General features: G+C 72.2%; 22 protein-coding genes. 15 read left to right on the top strand and 7 right to left on the bottom strand.

Annotation, left to right across the window (positions count from 1 at the left end; all coding sequences use genetic code 11):
* The first annotated feature begins 2 nt into the window (after positions 1–2).
* From AB0J76_RS06145 to AB0J76_RS06125, 5 genes are all read left to right on the top strand, one after another.
* A complete protein-coding gene (locus tag AB0J76_RS06145; RefSeq protein WP_352320660.1) occupies positions 3–659 on the top strand; it encodes a response regulator transcription factor in 657 nt (218 codons plus the stop codon).
* 31 nt (positions 660–690) lie between these two features.
* A complete protein-coding gene (locus AB0J76_RS06140) occupies positions 691–1,110 on the top strand; it encodes a hypothetical protein (protein ID WP_352320662.1) in 420 nt (139 codons plus the stop codon).
* A gap of 61 nt (positions 1,111–1,171) precedes the next feature.
* Positions 1,172–1,924 carry a TetR/AcrR family transcriptional regulator gene (locus AB0J76_RS06135; protein ID WP_352320664.1) on the top strand — a complete coding sequence of 251 codons (753 nt, stop codon included), beginning with the start codon at positions 1,172–1,174 and terminating at the stop codon, positions 1,922–1,924.
* The gene (locus AB0J76_RS06130; protein WP_352320666.1) at positions 1,921–3,279 is read left to right on the top strand and encodes an MFS transporter; all 1,359 of its coding nucleotides are present in this window, start codon (positions 1,921–1,923) and stop codon (positions 3,277–3,279) included. Before AB0J76_RS06135 ends, AB0J76_RS06130 begins: the two co-directional genes overlap by 4 nt.
* On the top strand, positions 3,276–4,697 hold the full coding sequence (locus tag AB0J76_RS06125; RefSeq protein ID WP_352320668.1) for an aspartate aminotransferase family protein: 1,422 nt from the start codon (positions 3,276–3,278) through the stop codon (positions 4,695–4,697). The genes AB0J76_RS06130 and AB0J76_RS06125 overlap by 4 nt, the downstream gene beginning before the upstream one ends.
* Before the next feature lie 5 nt (positions 4,698–4,702).
* On the opposite strand, the gene AB0J76_RS06120 is transcribed toward AB0J76_RS06125, so the two are convergent.
* Together AB0J76_RS06120 and AB0J76_RS06115 are read right to left on the bottom strand one after the other, a co-directional pair.
* On the bottom strand, positions 4,703–4,921 hold the full coding sequence (locus tag AB0J76_RS06120) for a DUF397 domain-containing protein (protein WP_352320670.1): 219 nt from the start codon (positions 4,919–4,921) through the stop codon (positions 4,703–4,705).
* Positions 4,914–5,762: a helix-turn-helix transcriptional regulator gene (locus AB0J76_RS06115; protein ID WP_352320672.1), complete on the bottom strand. Its 849-nt coding sequence runs from the start codon at positions 5,760–5,762 to the stop codon at positions 4,914–4,916. Before AB0J76_RS06115 ends, AB0J76_RS06120 begins: the two co-directional genes overlap by 8 nt.
* Positions 5,763–5,881: 119 nt before the next feature.
* On the opposite strand from AB0J76_RS06115, the gene AB0J76_RS06110 reads away from it, so the two are divergent.
* From AB0J76_RS06110 to AB0J76_RS06100, 3 genes are all read left to right on the top strand, one after another.
* On the top strand, positions 5,882–6,280 hold the full coding sequence (locus tag AB0J76_RS06110) for an ATP-binding protein (protein ID WP_352320674.1): 399 nt from the start codon (positions 5,882–5,884) through the stop codon (positions 6,278–6,280).
* 76 nt (positions 6,281–6,356) lie between these two features.
* Positions 6,357–6,962, top strand: coding sequence for a TetR/AcrR family transcriptional regulator (locus tag AB0J76_RS06105; RefSeq protein WP_352320676.1), 606 nt, complete (start codon positions 6,357–6,359; stop codon positions 6,960–6,962).
* Positions 6,963–6,966: 4 nt separating this feature from the next.
* Positions 6,967–7,455 carry a cupin domain-containing protein gene (locus AB0J76_RS06100; protein WP_352320678.1) on the top strand — a complete coding sequence of 163 codons (489 nt, stop codon included), beginning with the start codon at positions 6,967–6,969 and terminating at the stop codon, positions 7,453–7,455.
* Between the two features lie 4 nt (positions 7,456–7,459).
* Here AB0J76_RS06100 and AB0J76_RS06095 read toward each other — a convergent pair whose 3' ends face one another.
* Entirely contained in the window at positions 7,460–9,433 is a 1,974-nt protein-coding gene (locus AB0J76_RS06095) for a family 10 glycosylhydrolase (RefSeq protein ID WP_352320680.1), read from the bottom strand.
* 228 nt (positions 9,434–9,661) lie between these two features.
* Here AB0J76_RS06095 and AB0J76_RS06090 point away from each other — a divergent pair, with 228 nt between their 5' ends.
* From AB0J76_RS06090 to AB0J76_RS06060, 7 genes are all read left to right on the top strand, one after another.
* Positions 9,662–11,182 carry an N-acetylmuramoyl-L-alanine amidase gene (locus AB0J76_RS06090; RefSeq protein ID WP_352320682.1) on the top strand — a complete coding sequence of 507 codons (1,521 nt, stop codon included), beginning with the start codon at positions 9,662–9,664 and terminating at the stop codon, positions 11,180–11,182.
* 163 nt (positions 11,183–11,345) lie between these two features.
* Positions 11,346–12,353: a LacI family DNA-binding transcriptional regulator gene (locus tag AB0J76_RS06085; protein ID WP_352320684.1), complete on the top strand. Its 1,008-nt coding sequence runs from the start codon at positions 11,346–11,348 to the stop codon at positions 12,351–12,353.
* Positions 12,350–13,852, top strand: a complete 1,503-nt coding sequence (locus AB0J76_RS06080; protein WP_352320686.1) for a sugar ABC transporter ATP-binding protein — start codon at positions 12,350–12,352, stop codon at positions 13,850–13,852. Before AB0J76_RS06085 ends, AB0J76_RS06080 begins: the two co-directional genes overlap by 4 nt.
* Positions 13,842–14,819: an ABC transporter permease gene (locus AB0J76_RS06075; RefSeq protein ID WP_352320688.1), complete on the top strand. Its 978-nt coding sequence runs from the start codon at positions 13,842–13,844 to the stop codon at positions 14,817–14,819. Before AB0J76_RS06080 ends, AB0J76_RS06075 begins: the two co-directional genes overlap by 11 nt.
* Positions 14,820–14,837: 18 nt before the next feature.
* The gene (locus tag AB0J76_RS06070; RefSeq protein ID WP_352320690.1) at positions 14,838–15,782 is read left to right on the top strand and encodes a substrate-binding domain-containing protein; all 945 of its coding nucleotides are present in this window, start codon (positions 14,838–14,840) and stop codon (positions 15,780–15,782) included.
* Positions 15,779–16,168, top strand: coding sequence for a D-ribose pyranase (gene rbsD, locus AB0J76_RS06065; protein WP_352320692.1), 390 nt, complete (start codon positions 15,779–15,781; stop codon positions 16,166–16,168). The genes AB0J76_RS06070 and rbsD overlap by 4 nt, the downstream gene beginning before the upstream one ends.
* A gap of 67 nt (positions 16,169–16,235) precedes the next feature.
* The gene (locus AB0J76_RS06060; protein ID WP_352320694.1) at positions 16,236–17,531 is read left to right on the top strand and encodes an MFS transporter; all 1,296 of its coding nucleotides are present in this window, start codon (positions 16,236–16,238) and stop codon (positions 17,529–17,531) included.
* 1 nt (position 17,532) lies between these two features.
* On the opposite strand, the gene AB0J76_RS06055 is transcribed toward AB0J76_RS06060, so the two are convergent.
* From AB0J76_RS06055 to AB0J76_RS06040, 4 genes are read right to left on the bottom strand one after another with little or no spacing between them, the layout of a single operon-like run.
* The gene (locus tag AB0J76_RS06055; RefSeq protein ID WP_352320696.1) at positions 17,533–18,267 is read right to left on the bottom strand and encodes an SDR family oxidoreductase; all 735 of its coding nucleotides are present in this window, start codon (positions 18,265–18,267) and stop codon (positions 17,533–17,535) included.
* 42 nt (positions 18,268–18,309) lie between these two features.
* Complete coding sequence (locus tag AB0J76_RS06050; protein WP_352320698.1) at positions 18,310–18,888, bottom strand: helix-turn-helix domain-containing protein; 579 nt, start codon at positions 18,886–18,888, stop codon at positions 18,310–18,312.
* Between the two features lie 49 nt (positions 18,889–18,937).
* Positions 18,938–19,315: a hypothetical protein gene (locus AB0J76_RS06045; RefSeq protein WP_352320700.1), complete on the bottom strand. Its 378-nt coding sequence runs from the start codon at positions 19,313–19,315 to the stop codon at positions 18,938–18,940.
* Positions 19,308–20,411, bottom strand: a complete 1,104-nt coding sequence (locus AB0J76_RS06040) for a glycosyltransferase family 9 protein (RefSeq protein WP_352320702.1) — start codon at positions 20,409–20,411, stop codon at positions 19,308–19,310. Before AB0J76_RS06040 ends, AB0J76_RS06045 begins: the two co-directional genes overlap by 8 nt.
* Positions 20,412–20,559: the final 148 nt, after the last annotated feature.

Here is a 20,559-nt window from a genome sequence, read left to right as displayed (position 1 = left end):
CGATGTCTGACCAGGAGCCGATCAGGGTCCTGCTGGCCGACGACCACCCGGTCTACCGCGACGGGCTCGCGCTGCTGCTGGGCTCGATCCCGGGCATCGAGGTGGCCGGAACCGCCGCCGACGGCCCCGAGGCGGTCGAGCGCGCCGCCGACCTCCAGCCGGACGTCGTGGTGATGGACGTCCGCATGCCGGGGCTCGACGGCATCGAGGCCACCAGGCGGATCGTGGCCGACAGCCCGCACGTCGCGGTCGTCGTGCTGACCATGTCGGAGGAGGACGCCACGCTGTTCGCCGCGATGCGCGCGGGGGCCCGCGGCTACCTGCTCAAGGGCGCGGGCCAGGGCGAGATCGTCCGGGCGATCACCGCGGTCGCGCACGGCGAGGCGATCTTCGGCCCGGCGGTGGCGCTGCGCGTCGCCGAGTTCTTCCAGGGGGCCGCCGCGGCCTCGGGCGACCCGGTCTTCCCGCAGCTGACGCCGCGCGAGCGGGAGATCCTGTCGCTGGTGGCGGCCGGCCGCTCGAACGCGCAGATCGCCTCGGCCCTGTTCCTGTCGCCGAAGACCGTGCGCAACAACGTCTCCAACATCTTCGCCAAGCTCCACGTCGCCGACCGGGCCGAGGCCATCGTCCGCGCCCGCGACGCGGGGCTCGGGAAGTGAGCCGTTCGGGGCTCCCGTACGTCATAGAGGTATGAAGATCTGGCGAATCGTGCTTCTGCCGGCGCTCGCGCTGGCCGTCACGGCCTCCGCGCTGCCCGCCGAGGCGGTGACCACGCAGCGGAAGGTGCTGGTCGACCTGCGCGAGGAGGGCGGCTTCGCGGGGCTGCTGAACCGCGTGACGGTCTACACCGACGGCTGCTTCCGGCTCAGCCGCCGTACCGGGCCGGTGGTGACCAGGTGCCTCACGGCCAGGGAACACCGCCAGCTGCGCAGCTACCTGAAGGAGCTGAGGATCGGCCGGTCCGAACGCCCGCCGCAGGGCGCGGACTTCCTCAAGTACACGCTGACCCACAAGGGCCACCACGCCACGCGGTACACGCTGCCCCGCACGTGGAAGCCGGTGGTGGCGCACCTGGACAAGGTCCTCGTCAAGTACTGGGCTCCGGACTGACCGTAAACCGTCTCCATCAAGCGATTGACCAAGGGGACGGGACGGAACTACGGTCGGTCGTATGAGACCTGCCGACAGCGGACAGCCGGCCGTGATCCTCAAGGCGGCCACCCAGCTCTTCGCCGCGCTCGGCTACGACGGCACCTCCACGCGCCAGATCGCCGACGCGGCGGGGATGAACATCGCCACCGTCAACTACCACGTGGGCGGCAAGCGGGAGCTGTACCTGGCGGTCATGGAACGTGCGCACCGGGCGGAGAAGGCGGCGCTGGACAAGGCGCTCGCCCGTCTGCCCGGTGACGACCCGGTCGCCGCCATCCACCGCCTGGTGGACGACTACCTCGACTTCTGCGCGGACAACCCCGAGATCCCCGCGCTGTGGATGCACCGCTGGCTCTCCGACGCGAGCGACATCACCGAGCTGGAACGCCAGTACGTCCAGCCCCTGGTCTCCGCCGTCACCGGCGCGCTGCGCCCGGCGGTCGAGGCCGGCGTGATCGACGGCACGGTCGACCTGGAGTACACCATGTGGACGGTCATCTGGTCGATCCACGGCTTCGCCAAGGGCGGCGTGCTCGACGCCGAGGGCCACCGCAGGGGCGCGGGCGACCGGGCCGCGCTGCGCCGCTTCCGCGCCCACCTCCACCTCACCCTCCACCGCACCCTCGCCCTCCCCGGCGACCCGCGAACCCTTCCAGACGCCCCGCGAACCGCCCTACCCGACACCCCCGAAAGCCCTCTGCCTGGCGCCTCCGGAAACCCCCTGCCCGGAAACCCCCTGCCCAGAAACCCCCTGCCCGGCGACCCGCGATGACCGCGGCGGACATCGGCCGGCTCGGTCGCGGACGGCTGCTCGGCTACGGCGTCGGCTCGGTCGGCACCGGCGTGTTCTCCGCCGTGCCCGGCCTGCTGCTGCTCTACTACCTGACCGACATGCTGGGCGTGCCCGCCGCCGTCGCGGGGGCCGTCCTGGTCGCGCCGAAGATCTGGGACGTGCTGCTCAACCCGCTCGTCGGGGCCGCCAGCGACCGCGAGGCCGTGCGCACCGGCCGCCGGACGCGGCTGCTGGCGGTGGGCGCGGCCACGCTGCCGGTGACGTTCGCGCTGATGTTCGCCGTGCCCAGCGGCGTCACGGGCGGCATCACGGGGGCCGCCTGGTCCGGGGTGGCGTTCCTGCTGGCCGCGACCGCCTTCGCGAGTTTCCAGGTGCCGTACGTGGCGCTGCCGGCCGAGATGTCGGCGAGCCCGGCCGAGCGGACCAGGATCATGTCGTGGCGGGTGGTCTGCCTGACCGTCGGCATCCTGGTCGCGGGCGGCCTGGCCCCCGCCGTGGTGGACCTGGCGGGCGGCGGCCGTCCGGGGTACGCGGTCATGGGCGTCGCGATCGGCCTGGTCATGGCCGCCGCCCTGGTGGCCGCCACGCTGGGCACGCGGTGGGTGTCGTCGCGTCCGGGGCCCCGGCAGCTCGGCCCGGCGGCGGCCTTCCGGCTGGCCCGGGGCAACCGGCCGTTCTTCGCGCTGCTGGCGGCGTTCGTCACGCAGGCGCTCGGGGTGGCGGTGATGCTGGCGGGCGCCCCGTACGTGGCCTCGTACCGGCTGGGCGACTACGGGCTGACCTCGGTGATGTTCGTCTGCCTGGTGGGCCCGAGCATGCTCGCCGTGCCGGCCTGGGCCCGCCTGGCCCGCGCGTACGGGACCGTGCGCTGCTACCTGGCCGCCTCGGCCGGGTTCGCCGCCGTGGCGCTCGCCCTGGTCCCCGCCATCGCGGCGGGCAGCCTGGCCGCCACGCTGGCGCTGACCGCGCTGGCCGGGGTCTGCTACGCCGCGCTGCAACTGCTGCCGCTGTCGCTGCTGCCCGACACCGTGCACGCCGACGCCGCCCGTACCGGCCACGCCCAGGCCGGCGCGTTCACCGGCCTGTGGACGGCCGGCGAGACCGCCGGGCTCGCGCTCGGCCCCGGCCTGTTCGCGCTGGTCCTGGCGCTGTCGGGGTTCGTCTCCGCGCCCGTGGAGTCACCCGTCGCCCAGCCGGCCGGCGCGCTGACCGGGCTGCTGCTCGGCTTCACCGCGCTGCCCGCCGCGCTCATGCTGATCAGCCTGCCGTTCGTGGTCCGCTACGGCAGGCTCGCCCTCGACCCCGCCCCCGCCCCCGCCAAGGAGACCGTGTGACCCTCCCCCTGTCCGGAAGAACCGCCGAGGACCTGCTGTCCGAGGTGGCCAGGATGAAACAGCACGACCTGCCGGTGCGGGGCGGGCAGGTGACCGCGTACGTCTACGACACCGGACGGCCCGAGGTGCACGAGGCGGCGGCCCGCGCGTACGCCGAGATGCTGGAGGTCAACTGCCTGGACCCGACGGCGTTCCCGAGCATCGTCGAGATGGAGAAGCAGGTCGTGGGCGCGGTCGCCGACCTGCTCGGCGGCGGCCACGGCGTCTTCACCAGCGGCGGCACCGAGTCGATCATGCTGGCGGTCAAGGCGGCGCGGGACGCGGCCGGGCGGCCCGGCGCCAACCTCGTGCTGCCGGTGACCGCCCATCCGGCCTTCCACAAGGCGGCCCACTACCTGGGCCTGCGGGTCAAGGCCGTGCCGGTGGACCTGGAGACGTACAAGGTTCGGGTGGAGGACGTCGCGGCGGCGATCGACGAGGACACGGTCCTGGTGGTGGTCTCGGCGCCGTCGTACCCGCAGGGCGTGATCGACCCGGTCGCGCAGGTCGCCGCCGTGGCGGCGGAGGCGGGCGTGCCCTGCCACGTGGACGCGTGCGTGGGCGGCTGGCTGCTGCCCTGGCTGCGGGAGGCGGGGGCCGACGTGCCGCCGTTCGACCTGTCGGTGCCGGGGGTCACGTCGCTCTCCTGCGACCTGCACAAGTTCGGCTACGCGCCGAAGGGCGCCTCGGTGGTGCTGTTCGCCGACCCGGCGACGCGGCGCAGGGCGTACTTCGCCTCGGCCGCCTGGCCCGGCTACACGATCATCAACGCCACCGTGCAGAGCTCCAGGTCGGCCGGGCCGCTCGGCGGCGCGTGGGCCACGCTCCAGGCGCTCGGCCGGGAGGGCTACGTGGAGCTCGGCCGCGCCACCCTCAAGGCGGCGGCCCGGCTCAGGGAGGGCATCGCCGCGATCCCCGGCCTGCGGGTCCTGGGCGCGCCCGAGTCCTCGCTGGTGGCCTTCGCCGGCGACGACCTCGACGTGTTCGTGCTGGCCGACGCGGCCCGCGAGCGCGGCTGGTTCCTGCAGCCGCAGCTCTCCTACGCAGGGATCCCCGCGAACCTGCACGTCACGGTCACCGGCGTGACGCTGAACGGCGTGGAGGCGATGCTGCGGGTGATCGCGGAGGCGGCTGCGGAGGCCCGCCGTCGCGGCCCCGCGGCGGTGCCGGACGGCCTGGTCGAACTGATCGCCGGCCTCGACCTGGACGCCCTGGACGACGCGACCTTCGCCGAACTGGCCGCCTCGGTGGGCGTGGACCTGCGTCCGGGCGCTGGCCAGCCGGGGATGGCGACGGTCAACGCGGTCCTCGACGCCCTCCCCGCCGAGACCAGGGAAGCCCTCCTGCTCCGCTTCCTGTCGGTGATGTACGCCTCCTGACGGGCTCAGGACAGGTCGAACTCCCCCTTGGCGGCACCGTCGAGGAAGGCGAGCCATTCGTCCCGGGTGAAGGCCAGAACCGGGCCTTCACCTCGGTCCTTGGTGTCCCTGACGAGAACGCCGTCATCCGCCCGCCGCATCACCTCGACACAGCTCCCGCCGTTTCCCCCCGACGCCGTCGCCTTGACCCATACGCCCGTACGGAGACCGCTCGCGTCACTCATTGCTCTCCATCACCTCACAGATGATCTCGCGGCTCCTGTCCACGGGATACGCCATGCCGGACAGGGCCTCCCATCGCACGATAAGCGCTTGAACCGTCCTGGCGCGATTGGTCACCCGCCCCTCCTCGGCGCTTTCCAGGTAGGCGTGATCGGGGCCTCCCTCCAGGAGGGTGGCCACTTCGAAGGCTCCAAGACACCCCACGGTGAGCCCCGCCTTCAACGGGATGATCCTGAGCGTGACGTAGGGCGGGTTGAGCACGTCGAGCAGCTTGGCAAGCTGCTCTCTCATCACTTCCGGGCCGCCGACCGGCCGATGCAGGACGCTCTCGTCCACGAGGGCCGAGTACATGGGCGGGGACGCGCGGCTGAAGACGGATTGCCGGTGCAGCCGGAACTGTACGGCCTCCTCGGCCTCCTGCTCCACGACCCCTGGCTCGCCCAGGAACACATGTCTGGCGTAGCCCTCCGTCTGGAGCAGGCCGGGGATCAGCATGGGCTCCGACGTCCTGATGGTGTGGGCCGCCGCCTCGACCTTGGGCCACTCGCGGAACCAGCGCGGGCCCAGCGCGCCGTGGATCTGCGGCAGCAGCTCCGTCAACTGGCCCTTGAGGCCGAGGGCCTTCTCCACTTCGCGGGTGAAGTCCTCGCTCGGCTTGCGCAGGAGACGTTCCACGTGCCCGACCGCGCTCTCGCTGTAGGCCAGCCGGTCCGCCAGACGCTCCTGGCTCAAGCCATGGTCCGTACGGAAGGCACGCAGGCGTCTGGCGTACTCGGCCCACGCTTCCGCTTCTTCTTCCTTCGGCATGTCACGCCCTTCCCGCAACCGTTCACGCTGAGCCATGGCGTACTCACTGTAAGGAACTGTACGGCCGATCCCGGAGGCTGGTCAGCCGAATCAACCGCATCCTGAGAACCCGCGTACACGCGACCTCTGCCTGTACGCCCATCCCGGAGGTGATCATGTCCAGTTCCCTGCATGCGGGCGTCAAGGTGTGGACGGTCGGCGAGCTCGACGACCCGGCGATGTTGCCCCGGCTGGCGCGTACCGAACTGGCGGCGTGGCTGGGGGCGGATCACCACGCCCTGGACGACCTGCGGCTGATCGCCTCGGAGCTGGTCACGAACGCGTTGCAGCACGCGGCGGCACAGTGGGTCCGGCTGTCCCTCGCCCCCGAGACGGGGTTCGTGGCCGTGACCGATCCGGGCCGCAACGGTCTCGTTCCACGTCCCCGCGTGCCGGCGTACAAGGACGAGTCGGGACGCGGACTCCGGCTGGTGCACGAGCTGACCGCCGGACTGTGGGGGACCTACCAGGACAGGGCCGGGGAGCGGGTCGTGTGGGCGTTGCTGCCGCGATAGCGGAGTTTCGATACTCGGGTTGCGAAATGCTGCTGTCCGGGATTACGCTACTCAGGTAGCGAAAAGGAGGCAGGGCATGGTGGGACGGCCGCGCAGGGGTGACGTCGACGAGGGTGTGCTCAGGGCCGCCACCGAGCTGCTGCTCGCGCGCGGCTACGCCGGCCTGTCCCCCGACGAGGTCGCCGAGCGGGCCGGCATCGCCAAGACCACGCTCTACCGCCGCTGGCCGACCAAGGACCACCTGGCCCTGGCCGTCGTCAACCGGCTCCAGGACCACGACGAGATCACCGACACCGGCGACATCCGCCGCGACCTGCCCGCGTACCTGGAGAAGATCGCGGCCGGGCTCAACCGGATGCGCGCGGCCGGCCGCGCGCCCGGCGACGACGACGGGTCGGCGGGCACGGTGGCCGAGCTCGTGGCCGCCGCCGCCCGCCACGCCGACGTCGGCGAGCTGGAGCGGCAGATGTACGCCCGCCGCAACACCCTGGCCCGCGCCCTGCTCGAACGGGCCAGGGACCGCGGCCAGCTACGCGCCGACCTCGACGTGGAGGCCCTGTTCGACCAGCTCGCCGGGGCCCTGTACTACCGCGTCCTGATCACCGGCTCCCCCGTCGACCGCGCCTACGCCGAACGCCTCGTGGAGACAGCACTCCGCGGCGCCCTCTCCGAGAACGGATAACACCATGTCGCTCATCGACCCCCGCAGCACCGCCGTCATCCGCTCCGTCGACGCCGAGGTCATCGGCGGCCCGCCCAGCACGGGCCGCATGCTCCTCGACTCCAGCGCCACCGGCGGCGCCCTGAGCACCGTGCGCATCACGCTCGGCGAGGGCGCCGACGGCGCCGTGCCGCACACCCACACCACCGCCTCCGAGATGTTCTACGTCCTCGACGGCCGGGCGCAGGTGCTGGCCGGCGACGAGGTGATCACCCTGGAGCAGGGCGACGTCGCCGTCGTGCCGCCCCACGTGGCGCACGCCTTCGCCGCGGCCCCCGGCGCCGAGGCCGACCTGCTGATCGTCATCACGCCGGGCGTCGAGCGGTTCGAGTACTTCCGCCTGCTGGCCCGGCTCAAGGCCGGCGAGGCCACGCTCGAAGAGCTGCTGGCCTCGCAGGACCGCTTCGACAACCACTTCATCGACAGCCCCGCCTGGGCGAAGGCCCGTTCCTGAAGGGTCAGACCTTGGTGATGCGCACGGCGTCGGCGATCACGTAGCCGGTCGCCGAGGTCCACCGGCTCACCCCGACCACGTTGTACGTCCCGGCCGCCAGCGTGTACGTCCCCAGCACCCGCCACGTCCCGCCGCCGGTGCGCTGGTCCACGTTGACCGTCTGGTTGCCGCCCGAGGCCGCCACGATGTGCGGCGCGGAGCCGTTGTAGCCTGCGTTGGCCGGGTACCAGACCTCCACCCGGTAGCTGCCCGCGCTCGGGATCGCCGCCCGGAACCAGGCCGGATCGCTGGCCGCGACCGGGTCGGCGAAGCGGTAGTCGGCGCCGTTGGCCTGGGTGGAGTAGCTGGAGGTGCCCCAGGAGGAGGAGGCGGTGAAACCGGCGTCGGCGTTGTCGATCACGACGCTGAAGCCGCCCGTGCCGCCCGCCGACCGGCCCTCGCTCGGCGCGCTCTCCTGGTGGGTCCTGCTCAGCGCGGTCACGTAGTAGGTGGACGCCCCGCCGCCGGGGTCGGTGTAGGACTTCTGCCTGGTCGTGCCGATCAGGTTGCGGGCGTCGGCGAAGAAGCACGGATCGGCCGAGGGCGGAGTGCCGGCCACGCGGTAGACCGCGTACGCCGTGCCGGAGCCGGTCCAGGTGAGCTGGACGCCGTTCGAGCCCGCGGTGGCCGCGGTGATCACCGGCGCGGCGGGCGCGGCCGCGGAGCCCCGGGCGGGCAGCAGGGCGGGCTTGGCGTAGTGGTCGGCGACCAGCTTGGTGATCGCCCCGATCCGGTCGGCCTTGACGTCCTTGGCGCTGAAGTACACGTCACCGGCGATCTCGGGATGTTTCCTGTTGTCGTACAGGTGGTCGCTCAGCTCGGCCGGGTCCTGCCAGGCGGCCTCCTGGCCCGAGGCGCCGGCCCGGTAGGCGGCCTGTCCCACGACTAGCTGCACGCCGGTGCCGCGCACGACGTCCGACCACCACGCGGTCAGCACCTCGTAGGCGGCCGTCGAGAAGCCGATGTGCCAGTAGATCTGCGGCGCGAGGTAGTCGATCCAGCCCTGCTTGACCCACTGCCGGCTGTCGGCGTAGATCGCGTCGTAGGACTGGAGGCCGGAGGTGCGCGAGCCGAGCGGGTCGGTCGAGGAGTTGCGCCAGATCCCGAAGGGGCTGATCCCGAACGACACCCACGACTTGGCGGTGTGGATGCGCTGGCCGAGCTCGCGGACGAGCAGGTTGACGTTGTCGCGCCGCCAGTCGGCGACGTTCGGGAACGCGCCGCCGTACTGGGCGTAGGCGGCCGAGTCCGGGATGGCCTGGCCGCTGACGGGATAGGGGTAGAAGTAGTCGTCGAGGTGCACGCCGTCCACGTCGTAGCGGGTGACGGCGTCCATGATCGCGTCCTCGATGAAGTCGCGTACCGCCGGGATGCCCGGGTTGTAGTAGAGCTTCCCGCCGTAGGCGAAGCGCCAGTCGGGGTGCTGCCGCGCGGGGTGCGTGGAGATCAGCTTGGTGGGGTCGTCGTTGTTGGCGACCCGGTACGGGTTGAACCAGGCGTGGAACTCCAGGTTCCGCGCGTGGGCCTCGCCGACCATGAACGCCAGCGGGTCGTAGCCGGGGTTCGTCCCCTGGGTGCCGGTCAGCCATTGCGACCACGGCTCGTACGGGGACGGCCAGAACGCGTCCGCCGTCGGCCTGACCTGCACGATCACGGCGTTCATGCGCTTGGCGACGGCCAGGTCGAGCCAGGCCCGGAACTCCGCCTGCTGGGCGGAGACGCTGAGCCCGGTGCGGCTCGGCCAGTCGATGTTGGCCACCGAGGAGATCCACATGGCCCGGAGCTGCCGCTTGGGCGTCGCGGGGTCGGTCGCGCAGGCGGCCGCTGCAGAAGAGGAGATGGGGGCGGCGGAGGCGGGGACGGGAGCCACGGCGGTGACGACAGCGGTGACGGCGGCGGCGGTGAGCGCCGCCAGGACGGTACGCAGGAGCGCGGTCACGAAAGGAAGTTTCAGTCCCCTGATCGCGGAGCGCAATAGTTTTCAGGGACCCAACTTTCCGGCCACCCTCCGGTCGGCGGGCGGAAAGTTTCACCTAACACGTCTGTAATGTCAATTATCGACATTGTGTCAGGGGTGACATACCTTGGGCCGCATTCGGCGGCCAAACGCGGGGCCGCGGACCCGCGCCCGCGTTCCACCCGTCACCCCCCAACGAGGAGCACCCCCATGATTCTCGCCCACACGCGATTAGCTGCCCTCGCCACCTCCGCCCTGACCGTCGCCCTGATCACCGCGGGCCAGCCCGCCGCCCAGGCCGCCCGGGAGCCCGCGCTGCCTGCCGCGTTCGCCAAGGCCGCCTCGGCCAGCGACGTACCCCGCGATCTGCTGGTCGCGCTCGCCTACGCCGAGACCCACCTCGACGACCACCAGGGCAAGCCCAGCGCCAGCGGCGGCTACGGCCTGATGCACCTGGTCAGCAACCCCACCACCCACGCGCTGGAGAAGGCCGCCCAGCTCACCAGCCTGCCGGTCGAGAAGCTGCGCTCCGACAACGCCGCCAACATCCTCGGCGGCGCCGCCCTGCTCCGCTCCTACGCCGACGAGCTCGGCCTCGACGACGCCGGCCGCAAGGACGCCGGCCGCTGGTACCAGGCCGTCGCCAAGTACGGCAACGCCTCCTCGCCGGAGATCGCCCGGCTGTACGCCGACTCGGTCTACGAGCAGCTCGGCCTCGGCATCACGGCCCGCGGCGTGACGGTCAAGCCCCAGGAGGTCACCGCCGACCGCGGCGACTACGCCAAGGCCCGCGACCTGAGCGCCCAGGGCGACGTCGGCGTGCTCAGCACCGACTACGGCCCGGCCGCCTGGGTCCCGGCCAGCTCCAGCAACTACACCGCCTCCAGCCGGCCGTCGAGCTACGCGATCGACCGCGTGGTCATCCACGTGACGCAGGGCTCGTACGCCGGGACGATCTCCTGGTTCCAGAACTCGGCCGCGCAGGTGTCGGCGCACTACGTCGTGAAGTCCTCCAACGGCGCCATCACCCAGATGGTGCGCGAGAAGGACATCGCCTGGCACGCCGGCAACTGGACGTACAACACCAGGTCGATCGGCATCGAGCACGAGGGCTACGTCAGCGAGTCCTCGTGGTTCACCGACGCCATGTACCGCGCGTCGGCGGCCCTGACCAAGGCCATCTGCGACAAGTACGGCATCCCGAAGGACCGCGCCCACATCATCGGGCACAACGAGGTTCCCGGAGCCGACCACACCGATCCGGGGCCGTACTGGAACTGGACCACGTACATGAACTACGTGACCGGCGGCGGCACGCCCTCGTGGTCCACCACGGTGGACAACGCCACCTCCGGCCAGTTCACCGCCAGCGGCAACTGGGGCACCTCCGCCTACTCCAGCCAGCGTTACGGCGCCGACTACCGATTCTCCGACCCGGTCGCCGCCAGCGACCCCGCCTGGTACCAGGCCGCGATCCCCAGCGCGGGCACGTACAAGGTCGAGGTCTGGTATCCGTCGGATCCGGGCTACAACAGCTCGGCGCCGTACATCGTGGCGGCCTCGGGCGGCAACCAGACCGTCTTCGTGGACCAGCGCTCCGGCGGCGGAGGCTGGCGCAGCATCGGCACCTTCTCGCTGAACGCCGGCACCTACAACGTCGTCGGCGTCAGCCGGTGGACGGCCGGCACGGGCCTCGTCATCGCCGACGCGGTCCGCATCAGCAAGGTCTGACGGGCCCGGGCCCGGCGGTCCGGGCGCGGTCCGGGCAGGCCCGGAAGGCCCGAGCCACCGAAACCGGCTCACACCCTCTCCCCCGGGGGTGTGAGCCATTTCACTTTGCCAATCATGTAATCGATTTCATAAGCTGCCGTGTAATCGATTACACGGAGGAACGATGGCAAGGATCAAGGACGTCGCCGCACAGGCCGGTGTCTCCGTCGCCACGGTCTCCCGCGTGCTCAACGACAACCCCTCGGTCAACAAGGAGACCCGGCGCCGAGTTTACGACGCGATGAGCGCGCTCAACTACGTGCCGAACGCCGTCGCCCGCTCCCTGCGCACCACCGCGACCAGGACGATCGGCCTGATCATCGGTGACGTCCTGAACCCGTTCTTCACCGAGCTGGCCAGGAGCGTCGAGGACGAGGCCAGGCGCGAGGGCTTCACGGTCGTCATGGGCAACGCCGACGAGCGCGCCGACCAGCAGGACCACTACGTGCGCACGCTGCTGGAGCAGCGCGTCGACGGGCTGCTGATCTGCCCGACCGCCGAGGTCACGCCGCTGGTGCAGCAGCTCGCCGAGGCCGGCCGGCCGGTGGTGTTCCTCGACCGCACGATCTCCGGGCTCGACGTGCCCTCCGTGCGTTCCGACGGCGCCGCCGCCATCGCCGAGCTGGTCCGCCACCTGCGCGAGCAGGGCCACCGCCGGATCGCTCTGGCCTCCGGCCCGGCCACCCTGTCCACCGGCCGCGAGCGCACGGCCGCCTTCGCCGCCGCGATGGCCGCCGAGGGCCTGGAGGTGCGCCCCGAGTACGTGCGCCCCGGCGACTTCCGCGAGGGCAGCGGCCGGCGCATCACCGCCGAGCTGCTCGACCTGCCCGAGCCGCCCGAGGCGATCTTCTTCGGCGACAACCTGATGACGCTCGGCGGCCTGGAGGAGATCCAGGCCCGGAACCTGCGCATCCCCGCCGACGTGGCCGTCGCCTCCTTCGACGACGTGACCTGGTTCAAGCACACCGCCCCGCCGATCACCGCCATCGCCCAGCCGACGGCCGAGATGGGGCGCCTGGCCGTGCGGCTCGTGATCGGCCGGATCCAGAGCGGGCAGGCGGCCGACTCGCACGTCCTGCCGGCGCGCCTGGTGATTCGCCGATCATGCGAGCGGAAAGGGATCATGGAGTGAGCGCGGAGATACTCAAGGCCGAGGGCCTGCGCAAGGTCTTCCCCGGCGTCGTGGCACTCGACGGCGTCGATCTGAGCCTGCGCGCCGGCGAGGTGCACGTCCTGCTCGGCGAGAACGGCGCGGGCAAGAGCACGCTGATCAAGATCCTGTCGGGCGCGTACCGGCCGGACGGCGGGCACGTCACCGTTGACGGGCAGCCGGTGGACATCCGGTCGGCGGGCGACGCCCAGCGGCTCGGCATCGCCACCATCTACCAGGAGTTCAACCTGGTCCCCCAGCTCACCGTCGCGGAGAACCTGGCGCTCGGCCGCCCGCCGCGCCGCTTCGGGCTGGTGGACAAGAAGCGCATGGAACGGCAGGCCAAGGCGCTGCTCGACCGCGTCGGCGTGGACGTCGACCCGACGACGCCGATCTCCCGGCTCGGCATCGCCCGCATGCAGATGGTGGAGATCGCCAAGGCGCTCGCGCTCGACGCCCGCGTGCTCATCATGGACGAGCCCACCGCCGTGCTCACCTCCGGCGAGGTCGCCAAGCTGTTCACGATCGTCCGCCAGCTCCGCGACGAGGGCGTCTCGATCGTGTTCATCACCCACCACCTGGAGGAGATCGCCGAGATCGGCGACCGGGTGACCGTGCTGCGCGACGGCCGGTCCGTCACCGAGATCCCCGCGGACACCGCCCAGGACGAGCTGGTCAGGCTCATGGTGGGCCGCCCGATCGACCAGCAGTTCCCGCGGCAGGCCGCCGAACGCGGCGAGGCCCTGCTCAAGGTCTCCGGCCTCGGCCGCAGGGGCGTCTTCGACGACGTCTCGTTCGAGGTGCGCGCGGGCGAGGTGGTCGGGGTCGCCGGGCTGGTCGGCGCCGGCCGCACCGAGGTCGCGCGGGCCGTCTTCGGCGCCGACCGCTACGACACCGGCGAGGTGGTCGTCCGCGGCACCCGCCTCGCGCCCGGCGACGTGCACGCCGCCATGGAGGCCGGGCTCGGCCTGGTCCCCGAGGACCGCAAGGGCCAGGGCCTGGTGCTCGGCGCGGACGTGGCCGAGAACCTGGGCCTGGTCACCATGCGCGCCGCCACTCGCGCCGGCTTCGTCGACCGCGCCGGCCAGCGCAGGGCCGCCGGGAAGGTGGCCGAGCAGCTCGGCATCCGGATGACCGGCCTGGACCAGGAGGTCCGCACGCTGTCCGGCGGCAACCAGCAGAAGGTCGTCATCGGCAAGTGGCTGGTCGCCGACGCGGGCGTGCTCATCCTCGACGAGCCGACCCGCGGCATCGACGTCGGGGCCAAGGTCGAGATCTACCAGCTCATCAACGCGCTCACCGCCTCCGGGCACGCCGTGCTCATGATCTCCAGCGACCTGCCGGAGGTGCTCGGCATGAGCGACCGCATTCTGGTCATGGCCCGCGGCAGGCTCGTCGGCGAGCTGCCCGCGGCCGGGGCCACGCAAGACGACGTCATGGCCCTCGCGGTCACGGATGTGGAGGGTCCCCGTGCCAAGTAGCACCGTTCCGAACAAGCTCACCGGCCGCCGGTCGCCCGCCGCGGCCTGGTTCGCCGAGAACGGCGCGCTCGCCGCGCTCGTCGTGCTGGTCGTGGCGCTGTCGTTGTTGTCCTCCGACTTCCTCAGCGTGACGAACCTGCTCAACGTCGGCGTCCAGGCGGCCGTCACCGCGATCCTGGCCTTCGGGGCCACGTTCGTGATCGTCACCGGCGGCATCGACCTGTCCGTCGGCTCGGTCGCCGCGCTGTCGGCGATCGTGCTGGCCTGGACCGCCACCAGCGCCGGGCTGCCCTGGCCGGTCGCCGTCGTGGTCTCGCTGGCCGTCGGCGTCGTGTGCGGCCTGGTCAACGCCGCCCTGATCGCGTACGGCAAGCTGCCGCCGTTCATCGCCACGCTGGCCATGCTGGGCATCGCCCGCGGCCTGGCGCTGGTCATCTCGCAGGGCAGCCCGATCGCGATGCCCGACTCGGTCTCGCACCTGGGCGACACGCTCGGCGACTACCTGCCGATCCCGGTGCTGGTGATGCTGGTCATGGGCGTGATCGCGGCCGTGGTGCTCAACCGCACGTACCCGGGCCGGGCCATGTACGCCATCGGCGGCAACGAGGAGGCCGCCCGGCTGTCCGGCATCAAGGTCAACCGGCAGAAGCTCATCACGTACGCGCTGTCCGGCGCCTTCGCGGCGGTGGCCGGGATCGTCCTGGCCAGCCGGCTGGCCTCGGCGCAGCCGCAGGCCGCGGCGGGCTACGAACTGGACGCGATCGCGGCCGTCGTCATCGGCGGCGCGAGCCTGTCCGGCGGCAAGGGCAGGGCGCTCGGCACCTTCGTCGGCGCGCTCATCCTCGCCGTGCTGCGCAACGGGCTGAACCTGCTGTCCGTCTCGGCGTTCTGGCAGCAGGTCGTGATCGGCGTGGTGATCGCGCTCGCGGTCCTCGTCGACACCCTGCGGCGCAGGGGAACGAACTAGGAAAAGGAAGTAAAGATCATGCGGATTCCCGCGATTGTCATGGCCGGCGCCGCGCTCACGCTCGGCCTGGCCGCCTGCGGCTCCTCCGGCGACGGCGGCTCCGGAGGCTCGTCCTCGGGGGGCGGGGACATCAAGATCGGCATGTCGGTGTCGACCCTGAACAACCCCTACTTCGTGCAGCTGCGCAGCGGCGCGGAGGCGGAGGCCAAGAAGGAGGGCGTCACGCTGACCGTCACCGACGCCCAGAACGACGCCTCCCAGCAGGTGAACCAGGTCCAGAACTTCACCAGCCAGAACATGAAGGCGATCATCGTCAACCCGGTCGACTCCGACGCGGCGGCCCCGGCGGTCAAGGCGGCGGACCGGGTGAAGATCCCGGTGATCGCGGCCGACCGCGGCGTCAACGGCGCCGAGGTGGCCCAGACCGTGGCCTCCGACAACGTGGCCGGCGGCAAGCTGGCCGCCCAGGAGCTGGCCAAGCAGCTCGGCGAGAAGGGCAGCGTGGTCGTGCTGCAGGGCACGGCGGGCACGTCGGCCTCGCGCGACCGGGGCCAGGGCTTCGCCGAGGGCATCGCCGCGTACCCGAACATCAGGGTCGTGGCCAAGCAGCCGGCCGACTTCGACCGCACCAAGGGCCTCGACGTCATGACCAACATGCTCCAGTCGAACCCCGGCATCACCGGCGTCTTCGCCGAGAACGACGAGATGGCGCTGGGCGCGATCAAGGCCCTGGGCGCCAAGGCCGGCCGGCAGGTCAAGGTCGTCGGCTTCGACGGCACCCCCGACGGCCTGAAGGCGGTGCAGGCGGGCACGCTGGCCGCCAGCGTCGCCCAGCAGCCGTCGCTGCTCGGCCAGCAGGCGGTGCAGGCCGCGGTCAAGGCCGCCAAGGGCGAGACCATCGACAAGACGGTGGCCGTGCCCGTCAAGGTGGCGACCAAGGAGAACGTCGCGGACTTCCAGTGAAACGCGCGGGGATTCTGAACGCCGAGCTGGCGGGGGCCATGGCCCGGCTCGGCCACACCGACCAGGTGCTGGTCTGTGACAGCGGGATGCCCGTGCCGCCCGGCGTGCGGGTCGTCGACCTGGCCTTCCTGCCGGGCATCCCGGCCTTCGCCGACGTGCTCGGCGGGCTGCTCGCCGAGCTCGTCGTCGAGGGGGCCACGGCGGCCGAGGAGGTGCGCGCGGGCAACCCCGGCTGCGCCGAGCTGCTCGCGGCCCGGCTGCCGGGGCTGGCGTACGTGCCGCACGAGGAGCTGAAGCGGCTGTCGGCGGGGGTGCGGCTGGCCGTCCGCACCGGAGAGGCCACGCCGTACGCGAACGTGATCCTGCGGTGCGGGGTGGCGTTCTAGGGACGCCTGCCCCGGGCCGCTGGGAAGCGGGCGGAGGAAGATCTACTCTGGCGTCGAGGGAGGCGCCATGACCCACGAGGCAGCAGAGCCGGACCCCGCCCAACTCCGTCGCGTCGCCATGGCGAGCGCGGTCGGCACCACGATCGAGTGGTACGACTACTTCATCTACTCCACGGCCGCCGCGCTGGTCTTCGGCTCCCAGTTCTTCTCCCCGCTCTCGCCCGCGTCGGGCACCCTGGCCGCGTTCGCCACGCTCGGCGTCGGGTTCCTGGCCCGGCCCGTGGGCGGCCTGGTGTGGGGGCACTTCGGCGACCGGCTCGGGCGCAAGGCGATGCTGGTCGCGTCCCTGCTGCTGATGGGCGCGGCCACGGTCGGCGTCGGGCTGCTGCCCACCTACGACCGGATCGGGGTGGCGGCCCCGATCCTGCTGCTGGTCCTGCGGCTGCTGCAGGGGCTCAGCGCGGGCGGCGAGTGGGGCGGCGCGGCGCTGCTCGCCGTCGAGCACGCCCCGCCCGGCAGGCGCGGCCGGTACGGGCTGTACTCCCAGGTGGGAGTGCCCGCCGGGCTGATCCTGGCGCAACTGGTGTACGTCGCGGTGACGGCCGGGCTGTCGGAGGCGCAGTTCGCGAGCTGGGGCTGGCGGCTGCCGTTCCTGTTCAGCGTCGTGCTGGTCGCGGTCGGGCTGTTCATCAGGCTGCGGGTGACCGAGACGCCGGTGTTCCGGGCGCTGTCCGCCGAGCAGGCCCGCAGCAGGCGGCCCGTCCTCGACGTCTTCCGCGAGCGGCCGCGGTCGCTGCTGATCGCCTCGGCCAGCTTCGTCGCCAACACCGCGATCGGCTACGTGTTCCTCGCCTACCTGCTGTCCTACGGCACCCAGGTGCTGAAGGTGAGCAGGAACCTCATGCTCGTCGTGGTGATCGTCGGCAGCCTGACCTGGCTGGCCGGGATCGTGGCCACGGCGATCTGGTCGGACCGGATCGGCCGCAAGCCGGTCTACCTGGCCGGCTCGGTGCTTCTCGTGGTCTGGGCCGTGCCGTTCTTCCTGCTGGTGGACACCAAGGTGGCGGCGCTGATGGTGGTCGCCGTGGTGGTGCTCAACGTGGGCCTGGCCGCGACGTACGGGCCGCAGTCGGCGCTGTTCGCCGAGATGTTCGAGCCGCGCTACCGCTACAGCGGGGTCTCCTTCTCGTACGCGGTCGGCGCGCTGCTCGGCGGCGGGTTCGCCCCGCTGGTGGCGACGGCCCTGCACGAGGCGACCGGCACGTCGTTGTCGGTGTCGGCGTACATGGCCGGCGTCGGGCTGATCAGCCTGGTGGCGGTGCTGGCCATGAAGGAGACCCGCCCGCCCGTGGCCGCCGGCTGAGTCAGGCCGTGGCGCCGCCGTCGATCACGTGGTCCTGGCCGACGACGAAGCTGGACTCCGGCGAGGACAGCCACAGCGCGGCGGCGGCGATCTCCTCCGGGGCGGCGACGCGGCCGATGGGCAGGGCGTGCCGCATGCGCTCGTCGCGCTCGGCGGGCGTCTCGCCGGGACGCGTGGACATGGGCGAGTCGACGGGGCCGGGGCTGACGGCGTTGACGCGCACGCCGTCGGCGATGTGGTCGCGGGCAGCGGTGCGGGTCAGGTGGCTCACCGCGGCCTTCGAGGCGGCGTAGGCGGCGGCCCCGGGCAGACGCCAGTGGGCGCCGAGGTTGCTGGCCACGTTGACGATCACGCCGCCGCCGTGCTCGCGCATGTAGGCGATCTCGTGCTTCATCGACAGGAACACGCCCTTGAGGTTGACCGCGAGCACGGTGTCCCAGGTGTCCTCGTCGTAGTCGGCCACCGGGGCCAGCATGCCGAAGACGCCCGCGGCGTTCAGCGCCACGTCCAGCCCGCCGTAGCGGGTGACGGCGGCCTGCACCATGGCGGCGACGGAGGCCGAGTCGGTGACGTCCGCGGTGAAGCCGGAAGCCCGGCCGCCCGCCGCCTCGATCTCCTTGACCACCGTGCCGAGCCGCGCGGTGTCCCGCCCGGCGGCCAGCACGGACGCGCCCTTCCTGGCGTACGCCAGCGCGGCGGCCCGGCCCACGACCCCGGTGGCCCCGGTGACAAGCACGACTTTTCCTTCAAACACCACAAACTCCTAGAACGATCGGTCTCAAATTTGTACGGCGACCATGGCCTGTTCGACCGCGTCGCGCAGCCGGCGCGGGTCGGGGTCGGCCCGCCCGAGCACGCGCAGCCCCTGGAGCAGCACGAGCAGGAACCTGGCCAGCGCGTAGGGGTCCTTGGACTCGGGGATCTCCCCTTGGGCGCGGGCGCGCACCAGCGCGGCGGCCAGCGCGGTCTCCAGCTCGGCCCAGCTCGCCGTCACCCGGCGGGCCAGCTCGGCGTCGCGCGAGGCGAACTCCACGGCCGTGTTGACGACCATGCAGCCGCGCCGCAGCTCGTCGGCGAGGATCTCGGCCACGTACGCGTCGAGGAAGGCGCGTACGGCCGGCACCGCGGGCCCCGGCTGGGCCAGCGGCTCGACCACGTTGCGCCGGGCCAGGTAGCGCTCCAGCGCCTTGACGTAGAGCTCCCGCTTGCCGCCGAAGGTGCCGTAGATGCTGGCCCGCGCCAGCCCCAGCCGCTCCACCAGGTCGGCCATCGAGGTCGCCTCGTAACCGCGCTCCCAGAACAGGTCGAGCGCGCGGTCGAGCGCGACCTCGGGATCGAACTCCTTGCTCCGTGCCACGCGGCGAAGCTACCACATTCGAGAACGAACGGTCTAGTTTGATGAGCCTCTACGGTTCACGGAACTCCGGGGCCTGGCCGTCGTCCGGCGGGTTGCCGGGCGGGTTGAGGGATTCCAGCGGCGTGTCGTCGGCGACGGCCCGCTCGGCGGCGGCGGTCTCCTCCACCGGTCGCTGCCGCGGGATGCTCAGCAGGCCCAGGCTGTCCTGCTCGCCGCGCCGCCTGATGACGTCGTTGATCGCCTCGGCCATCTCCTCCCTGGAGTAGCTGCCCTCGGGCAGCTCGTTGAGATGGGCCAGCATGTCGGCGGGGATGTGCACGTGCGCGGAGACCCGTGCGTACACCTCGCGCATCGCCACCCGGTCCCGTCCGCGGAACGCCTCGTCCAGAGCTTCCTGCAGTTCGTCCAGCACGGCCTGGTCAGTCATCCCGGTATCCCTTCAGTAGGTCTTCGGCCTGTTCCGTCACGTCGTCCACCGAGACGTCGGCGACCCACGTCCCGTCGTGCTCGCAGCGTTCCGCCTCCACGTCCACGCCGCTCGCGCCGCACGTCGGGCAGCGGGTGGTCCAGGAGATCAGCGGCCGGTGCGCGGTCCTGCTGAGCGGCCCGGCGTTGATGACGTTGACGCACGAGTAGACGGCCACCGTGGGCGTGCCGACGGCCGCGGCGAGGTGGCGCGGGCCGGTGTCGTTGGCGACCACCAGGGCGCAGCGCTCGTACAGGGCGGCCAGGCCGCCGAGGGTGAGCGTGCCGACGACGGGGATCACCGGCTGCGTGCGCCCGCGCATGGCCGCGACCGTCGCCTCCACCAGGTCCTTCTCGGCCCAGCTCCCGGTGACCGCGACGGGCCGGCCCAGCCGGTCGGCCACCTCGGCGAAACGTTCGGGGGGCCAGCGCCGCCGCGGGTCCGTCGCCCCCGGATGCAGCGCGACCAGCCCGGCCGGCGGCTCGCCGAACGACTCGGCCAGCTCCGCCCGGTCGCGGGCGGTGACGGCCACCAGCGGTTCGAGCCGCTCGGCGACCCCGCCGACCAGCTCGGCGACCTGGAGGAAACGCAGCGTCTCGTGCTGGAAGTACGTGTAGGGCACCCACCGGTCCAGCTCCTCGGCGTCCGGGGAACGCAGCCCGGCGGTCACCCGCGCCCCGAGCGACCGCATGAACGGGTTGGAGAAGCGCCCGCCGCCGTGGATCTGCACCGCCAGGTCGAACGCCCGTTCCCGCAGCTCGGCGCGGGCCCCGCCGGGCACCGGGTAGCCGGTCTCCGACGTCGAGACCCCCGTGATCGGCGGCAGCGCCACCACGTCGTCCACCGGCCCGGGGCGCCCGGACAGGAACTCGGCGTGCCACGGCGTGCCGAGCAGGGTGAGCCGGGCGTCGGGGTAGGCCGCCTTGATCGCCTCGATGGCCGGCAGCGCGACCAGGTAGTCGCCGATCGCGTTGGCCCGCAGGACGGCGATGCTCCGCACGCCCTCGACCAGGCCCGGCCGGGCCGTCATGGGGTCCCCGGCATGTAGTCGTAGCATTCCGCGCTCCTGTCCGCGACAGTGACCGGCAGCTCCGGGCGGCAGCCCCGCCTGGGCGGCGGCCCGGTGTCCGAAGGGCCGTACATAGCGGCCGGGCTACCCGGCAGGGATGGTCCATAACTTCGGTTTCGGATGAACCTATTTGAGC

Source organism: Nonomuraea sp. NPDC049624 (genome assembly GCF_040675255.1).
In the GTDB taxonomy this organism is placed as follows: domain Bacteria; phylum Actinomycetota; class Actinomycetes; order Streptosporangiales; family Streptosporangiaceae; genus Nonomuraea.
Note: the sequence above shows the minus strand (reverse complement) of the source record. Positions and strands in the feature narration are given on the sequence as shown.

What these genes read in the sequence shown, in the direction of transcription:
- AB0J76_RS06145 (WP_352320660.1), top strand. Translation starts at nt 3, where the DNA reads ATGTCTGACCAGGAGCCGATCAGGGTCCTGCTGGCCGACGACCACCCG.
- AB0J76_RS06140 (WP_352320662.1), top strand. Translation starts at nt 691, where the DNA reads ATGAAGATCTGGCGAATCGTGCTTCTGCCGGCGCTCGCGCTGGCCGTC.
- AB0J76_RS06135 (WP_352320664.1), top strand. Translation starts at nt 1,172, where the DNA reads ATGAGACCTGCCGACAGCGGACAGCCGGCCGTGATCCTCAAGGCGGCC.
- AB0J76_RS06130 (WP_352320666.1), top strand. Translation starts at nt 1,921, where the DNA reads ATGACCGCGGCGGACATCGGCCGGCTCGGTCGCGGACGGCTGCTCGGC.
- AB0J76_RS06120 (WP_352320670.1), bottom strand. Translation starts at nt 4,921, where the DNA reads ATGAGTGACGCGAGCGGTCTCCGTACGGGCGTATGGGTCAAGGCGACG.
- AB0J76_RS06115 (WP_352320672.1), bottom strand. Translation starts at nt 5,762, where the DNA reads ATGGCTCAGCGTGAACGGTTGCGGGAAGGGCGTGACATGCCGAAGGAA.
- AB0J76_RS06110 (WP_352320674.1), top strand. Translation starts at nt 5,882, where the DNA reads ATGTCCAGTTCCCTGCATGCGGGCGTCAAGGTGTGGACGGTCGGCGAG.
- AB0J76_RS06105 (WP_352320676.1), top strand. Translation starts at nt 6,357, where the DNA reads ATGGTGGGACGGCCGCGCAGGGGTGACGTCGACGAGGGTGTGCTCAGG.
- AB0J76_RS06100 (WP_352320678.1), top strand. Translation starts at nt 6,967, where the DNA reads ATGTCGCTCATCGACCCCCGCAGCACCGCCGTCATCCGCTCCGTCGAC.
- AB0J76_RS06090 (WP_352320682.1), top strand. Translation starts at nt 9,662, where the DNA reads ATGATTCTCGCCCACACGCGATTAGCTGCCCTCGCCACCTCCGCCCTG.
- AB0J76_RS06085 (WP_352320684.1), top strand. Translation starts at nt 11,346, where the DNA reads ATGGCAAGGATCAAGGACGTCGCCGCACAGGCCGGTGTCTCCGTCGCC.
- AB0J76_RS06070 (WP_352320690.1), top strand. Translation starts at nt 14,838, where the DNA reads ATGCGGATTCCCGCGATTGTCATGGCCGGCGCCGCGCTCACGCTCGGC.
- AB0J76_RS06060 (WP_352320694.1), top strand. Translation starts at nt 16,236, where the DNA reads ATGACCCACGAGGCAGCAGAGCCGGACCCCGCCCAACTCCGTCGCGTC.
- AB0J76_RS06045 (WP_352320700.1), bottom strand. Translation starts at nt 19,315, where the DNA reads ATGACTGACCAGGCCGTGCTGGACGAACTGCAGGAAGCTCTGGACGAG.
- AB0J76_RS06040 (WP_352320702.1), bottom strand. Translation starts at nt 20,411, where the DNA reads ATGCTACGACTACATGCCGGGGACCCCATGACGGCCCGGCCGGGCCTG.